Origin of the sequence: Mesorhizobium sp. M8A.F.Ca.ET.021.01.1.1, assembly GCF_003998025.1 — a bacterium.
In the GTDB taxonomy this organism is placed as follows: Bacteria; Pseudomonadota; Alphaproteobacteria; order Rhizobiales; family Rhizobiaceae; genus Mesorhizobium.
Genome location: NZ_RZSJ01000468.1, coordinates 1 through 5,074 on the forward strand (window position 1 = coordinate 1; position 5,074 = coordinate 5,074).

Here is a 5,074-nt window from a genome sequence, read left to right on the forward strand (position 1 = left end):
GGCAACGACGTCGGCCTTGGCGCGGCAGGCCTCGGCAATGGCCTCGGCCCGCTCCGGTCCGCCGGCGAACACCTTTTCCCAGTTCGCTTCCAGCCAGGCGAAGAATTCCGGCCGGTCGATCAGGCCGTATTTGGCGAGCTCGGCATAGCCGGCGCGAAATTCCCGGATCGGCAGCGTGTCGAGCACTTCGGTGTCGGCCAGCACCAGCCTGGGCTGGAGGAAGACGCCGACGAGGTTCTTGCCGCGCGGGCTGTTGATGCCGGTCTTGCCGCCGACCGAGGAATCGACCTGCGCCAGCAGCGAGGTCGGAACCTGCACGAAATTCATGCCGCGCCGCACGATGCCGGCGGCAAAACCGGTGAGATCGCCTATGACGCCGCCGCCAAGCGCGATGACGACGTCGCCGCGCTCCAGCCTGGCGGCCAGGACGCCATCGACCACCTCTTCGAGATGGGCAAAGCTCTTGGTCTTCTCGCCGGGCGGCATCGTGATGACGGTGGGCTGGATGCCACCCTTCTCGAGCCCGGCCTTCAGCGTATCGAGATGCGCCGCGGCGACGTTCTCGTCGGTTACGACGGCGGCGCGTGTGCCCGGCAGCCGGCGCGAAATCTCAGCACCGGCGCGCGACAGCAGGCCGGCGCCGATCAATATGTCGTAGGCCCGGTCACCGAGACCGACTTCGACGATGACAGGGTGATCCGCGCTCATGATTCGACCTCGCCCGTCGCTTCTATCGTATCGATGCCGAAATGCCGGCAAAGCGCCTCAAGCACCTCGGCGGCGATGATCTCCTTGCGGTCGTCGCGGGTCGGCACGGTGACGTCGGAAGTGGCATAGACCGGATAGCGTTCCCCCATCAGCCGCTCCAGCACGGCGCGGGGATCGGCGCTTTTCAAAAGCGGCCGGTTCTGCTTCTTGGAAACGCGGTCCATCAGAAGGTCGAGCTCGGCCTTCAGCCACACCGAGACCCCGTGCGCGGCGATGGCCTCGCGCGTCTGCGCGTTCATGAAGGCGCCGCCGCCGGTCGACAGAACCTGCGGGCCGTTTTCAAGCACGCGCAGGATGACACGCTGCTCCAGGGCCCTGAACTCGGTTTCGCCATAGCGCTCGAACAGCTCCGGAACGGTCATCCGCGACACGCTCTCGATCTCCTGGTCGCTGTCGATGAAGGGCAGCGAAAGCATTGTCGACACCTTGCGGCCGATCGCCGTCTTGCCGGCGCCCATCAGGCCGACAAAGACAATGGACCGGCCGCCCAGCCGGCCAAGCAGCGCGGCATGGGTCTCGCCTGGAGGATTTGCCTGTAGCGCGTTCATCAGCTGTTTCTTGGGCCCTCTTTGCCGGCGTATCGACATGAAAAGCCGGTTTGCGTCAAGCGTGCCGAGTGCCGTGGGCTCGATATGGACAGAGGGACGCTCGCATCGGAAGTTGCCAACACGCCCCCGCTTCCTCCTTGAATTGGTCGGATTGGCGTCCCATAAGGGCACAGGGTTTGGAAACGCAGAACAAAAAGACGGGCGAGAATTGATGCCGACACTGTTTCGCTTTGTCGTGACCCTCGCGATTCTGGCCGGCATTGCCTATGGTACGATGTTCGCGCTGGTGATGTTCGTCGAGCCGAAAAGAGCGGAAATGAGCGTGCGTATTCCGCCCGAAAAGCTCAATCCCAAGAAAAACTGAACAGCAAAACTGTCTCGGAACCGCCTCAAGGAAATGAACAGCGCCGCCCATATCGAGGCCTTCCTGGAAATGATGAGCGCCGAGCGGGGAGCGGCCGAGAACACGCTTTCCTCCTATCGCCGCGATCTGGAGGATGCTTCCGACGGGATCGACGGCGGACTTGCCCGCGCAGGTGCCGCCGACATCCGCGCCTATCTCGACGACATCGCCGGGCGCGGCTTCGCGCCGACGTCGCAGGCGCGCAAACTGTCGGCAATCCGCCAGTTCTTCAAGTTCCTTTATGCCGAAGGCCTGCGCGCCGACGACCCGACCGGCACGCTGGACAGCCCTAAGAAGGGCCGTCCGCTGCCCAAGACGATGAGCGAGGCCGAAACCGGCCGGCTGATCGACCGCGCCGCGCACGAAGCCGGCGATGCCGGGCTCGGTCATGCCGACAGGTTGGCGGCCTTGCGCTTGCATGCGCTGGTCGAAGTGCTCTACGCCACGGGTCTGCGCGTTTCCGAACTCGTCGGCCTGCCGGTCACGGTCGCGCAGCGCGACGACCGTTTCTTCATGGTGCGCGGCAAGGGCGACAAGGAACGCATGGTGCCGCTGTCGGCCAAGGCGCGCTCGGCGATGCGGAGCTGGCTTGACGCCCGGGCCAAGGTGCCTGCCTTCGGCGACAGCCCGTTCCTGTTTCCGGCAGCATCCGACAGCGGCTATCTCTCGCGCCAGGTCTTTGCCCGTGACCTGAAAGGGCTGGCGGCGCGCGCCGGCATCGTCTCGGCGAAAATATCGCCGCATGTGCTGCGCCATGCTTTCGCCAGCCACCTCCTGCAGAACGGCGCCGATCTCAGGGCCGTGCAGCAACTGCTTGGCCACGCCGACATATCGACGACACAGATCTACACCCACGTGCTTGAGGAGCGGCTGGTGCGGCTGGTCAACGATCATCATCCGCTTGCCGACTAGGCCTCATATCGCTATGTGAGGACGACATTTCACCGCCCGGAGCCTTGGTTTCAACGGTTCCGCAGTCCTTGCCTTCCGACGCATCGGTCCGCTCAAGCATGTACAATTACCTCGATTTCGAAAAGCCGGTGCAGGATCTTGAGCTCAAGATCCTCGAGCTCAAGAAGCTTGCCGAGAACGGCGAGGCGGTCGATGTCGCCGACGAGATCACCAGGCTCGAGAAGCGTTCGCGCGACGCGCTGCGCGAACTCTACAAGGCACTGACGCCGTGGCAGAAGGTGCAAGTGGCGCGCCATTCCGACCGGCCGCACTGCGTCGACTACATCAAGGGCCTGTTCAGCGACTTCACGCCGCTCGCCGGCGACCGCAATTTTGGCGAGGATCAGGCGATCGTCGGCGGCTTTGCCCGTTTCCGCGGCGAACCTGTCGCGATCCTCGGCCAGGAAAAGGGTTCCGACACGGCGAGCCGCCTGAAGCACAATTTCGGCTCGGTGCGTCCTGAAGGGTATCGCAAGGCGGTGCGGCTGATGGAACTCGCCGACCGCTTCAAGATTCCGCTTTTGACCCTGGTCGACACGGCGGGCGCCTATCCCGGCGTCGGCGCCGAGGAGCGCGGCCAGGCCGAAGCCATTGCCCGCTCGACGTCTGCCTGCCTGGCGCTCAAGGTGCCGTCGATCTCGGTCGTCATCGGCGAAGGCGGTTCCGGCGGCGCCATCGCGATCGCCACCGCCAACCGCGTCTACATGCTCGAACATGCCATCTATTCTGTGATTTCGCCGGAAGGCGCCGCCTCCATCCTGTGGCGCGACACGACGCGCTCCAAGGACGCGGCGACCAACATGAAGATCACCGCGCAGGATCTTCTCGAACTGAAGATCATCGATGCCATCATCCCCGAGCCGATGGGCGGCGCCCAGCGCGCGCCCGAAACGGTGATAGCCGCGACCGGCGACCTTATCGCCAAGACGATGAAGGAATTCGCCGGCGCCAACACCGATTTCCGTGAACAGCGCCGCGAGAAATACCTGGCGATGGGCCGTAGCCTCTGACCGTCTGACGGCACAATGGGACCATCGAAGCCCCGTGCCCACGGCAATGTGGCGGCAATGAGCGCTTTCGCCACAAAAATGCCGCCGGATTCGGTTCAATGAAATTGCCGTGAGGGGTTTGTCGAAGCTTGCGGTAAGGAATTTTCAAGGTTAACGGGCTTACGGTCCGTCGGTGTTCAGCATACGGGCTCGGCTGTTGCGAAGCCTTTGGCCCGAGGAAAAAGACATAGCCGTATCCATGTTTGCCAAGTTCGCCCGCACCGGAATCCTCATTGCCTCGATAGTCGTTGCCGGCTGCAATGATTCGTCGATGAAGGATTTTGCCCCGGAAGCCAACAAGCCGCTGCCCGACAAGATCCTGGCCGATATGAAGGCCAAGGGCATGATCCGCACCTCGTCGGTAATGGCCCGTATCTTCAAGGAAGAAGGCAAGCTCGAAATCTGGAAGGCCAAGACCAATGGTCGCTACGACATGGTGGCGAGCTACGATATCTGCAAATGGTCGGGCAAGCTCGGGCCGAAATACACCGAGGGCGACCGCCAGGCGCCGGAAGGTTTCTATACGGTGCGGCCGTCGCAGATGAACCCGCGCTCGAACTACCATCTGTCCTTCAACATCGGCTTCCCCAACGCCTATGACCGTGCCAATGGCCGCACGGGCCAGAACCTGATGGTGCATGGCGCCTGCTCGTCGTCGGGCTGCTATTCGATGACCGATGCGCAGATCGAACAGATCTATGCCTTCGGCCGCGATGCCTTCCAGGGCGGACAGACCGAATTCCAGATCCAGGCCTTTCCGTTCCGCATGACCGCGGCCAACATGGCGCGCTACCGCAACGACCCGAACTATGAGTTCTGGAAGATGCTGAAGGTCGGCTACGACAATTTCGAGGTCACCAAGGTGCCGCCGAAGGTCGACGTCTGCGAGAAGCGCTACGTCTTCAACCAGGTTGCCGCCGACGGCCAGACCTTCGATCCGACCGGCGCCTGCCCGGCGACCACACAACCGGATTCGCTGAAGAGCGCCTACAACGCCTATCAAAGCACGTATGACGCGGCCTTCAACAGCGCGCTCAAGGCCAGCGTGCCGCCACCAAAACCGACCATTGCCGGTATCAAAGAAGCCAGCATCGTCTCCGATTGGTCCAAGCGCCGGGCCCGTGGAGAACGCGTGCCGATCGATCCGCCGTCCCTCAACACCGACGGTTCGGTGACCGAGACGGCGCGCATGGGCCGCATCGATTCGCCCGCCGGCCGCAAGATGGCCGCACTCGACGCCGAGAACGCGGCCAAGAAGAAGGCCGAGGAGCAGAGGCTGGCTGCCATTGAGGCCGCCAAACAGGCCAAGGAAGCCGCCAAGGCGCAGGCGTTGGCAGAAAAGGAAGCCGCCAAGG

At 63.4% G+C, this 5,074-nt stretch carries 6 protein-coding genes; 4 read left to right on the forward strand and 2 right to left on the reverse strand.

Annotation, left to right across the window (positions count from 1 at the left end; translation table 11 throughout):
• On the reverse strand, positions 1-708 hold a 708-nt coding region (locus tag EOA36_RS27265; protein WP_145969331.1), incomplete at its 3' end, for a 3-dehydroquinate synthase.
• Positions 705-1,316 (reverse strand): shikimate kinase, encoded by a 612-nt coding sequence (locus tag EOA36_RS27270; protein ID WP_127280196.1) that lies wholly within the window; start codon positions 1,314-1,316, stop codon positions 705-707. The genes EOA36_RS27265 and EOA36_RS27270, both read right to left, overlap by 4 nt.
• 211 nt (positions 1,317-1,527) lie before the next feature.
• Here EOA36_RS27270 and EOA36_RS27275 point away from each other — a divergent pair, with 211 nt between their 5' ends.
• The 4 genes from EOA36_RS27275 to EOA36_RS27290 all read left to right on the forward strand — a co-directional run.
• On the forward strand, positions 1,528-1,680 hold the full coding sequence (locus EOA36_RS27275) for a histidine kinase (protein WP_127280197.1): 153 nt from the start codon (positions 1,528-1,530) through the stop codon (positions 1,678-1,680).
• Between the two features lie 33 nt (positions 1,681-1,713).
• Positions 1,714-2,631 (forward strand): site-specific tyrosine recombinase XerD, encoded by a 918-nt coding sequence (locus tag EOA36_RS27280; protein WP_127280198.1) that lies wholly within the window; start codon positions 1,714-1,716, stop codon positions 2,629-2,631.
• Positions 2,632-2,729: 98 nt separating this feature from the next.
• Complete coding sequence (locus EOA36_RS27285; RefSeq protein WP_127280199.1) at positions 2,730-3,680, forward strand: acetyl-CoA carboxylase carboxyltransferase subunit alpha; 951 nt, start codon at positions 2,730-2,732, stop codon at positions 3,678-3,680.
• Positions 3,681-3,918: 238 nt separating this feature from the next.
• A partial coding sequence (locus tag EOA36_RS27290) for a murein L,D-transpeptidase family protein (protein WP_145969332.1) occupies positions 3,919-5,074 on the forward strand: 1,156 nt, incomplete at its 3' end.

What these genes read in the sequence shown, in the direction of transcription:
- EOA36_RS27270 (WP_127280196.1), bottom strand. Translation starts at nt 1,316, where the DNA reads ATGAACGCGCTACAGGCAAATCCTCCAGGCGAGACCCATGCCGCGCTG.
- EOA36_RS27275 (WP_127280197.1), top strand. Translation starts at nt 1,528, where the DNA reads ATGCCGACACTGTTTCGCTTTGTCGTGACCCTCGCGATTCTGGCCGGC.
- EOA36_RS27280 (WP_127280198.1), top strand. Translation starts at nt 1,714, where the DNA reads ATGAACAGCGCCGCCCATATCGAGGCCTTCCTGGAAATGATGAGCGCC.
- EOA36_RS27285 (WP_127280199.1), top strand. Translation starts at nt 2,730, where the DNA reads ATGTACAATTACCTCGATTTCGAAAAGCCGGTGCAGGATCTTGAGCTC.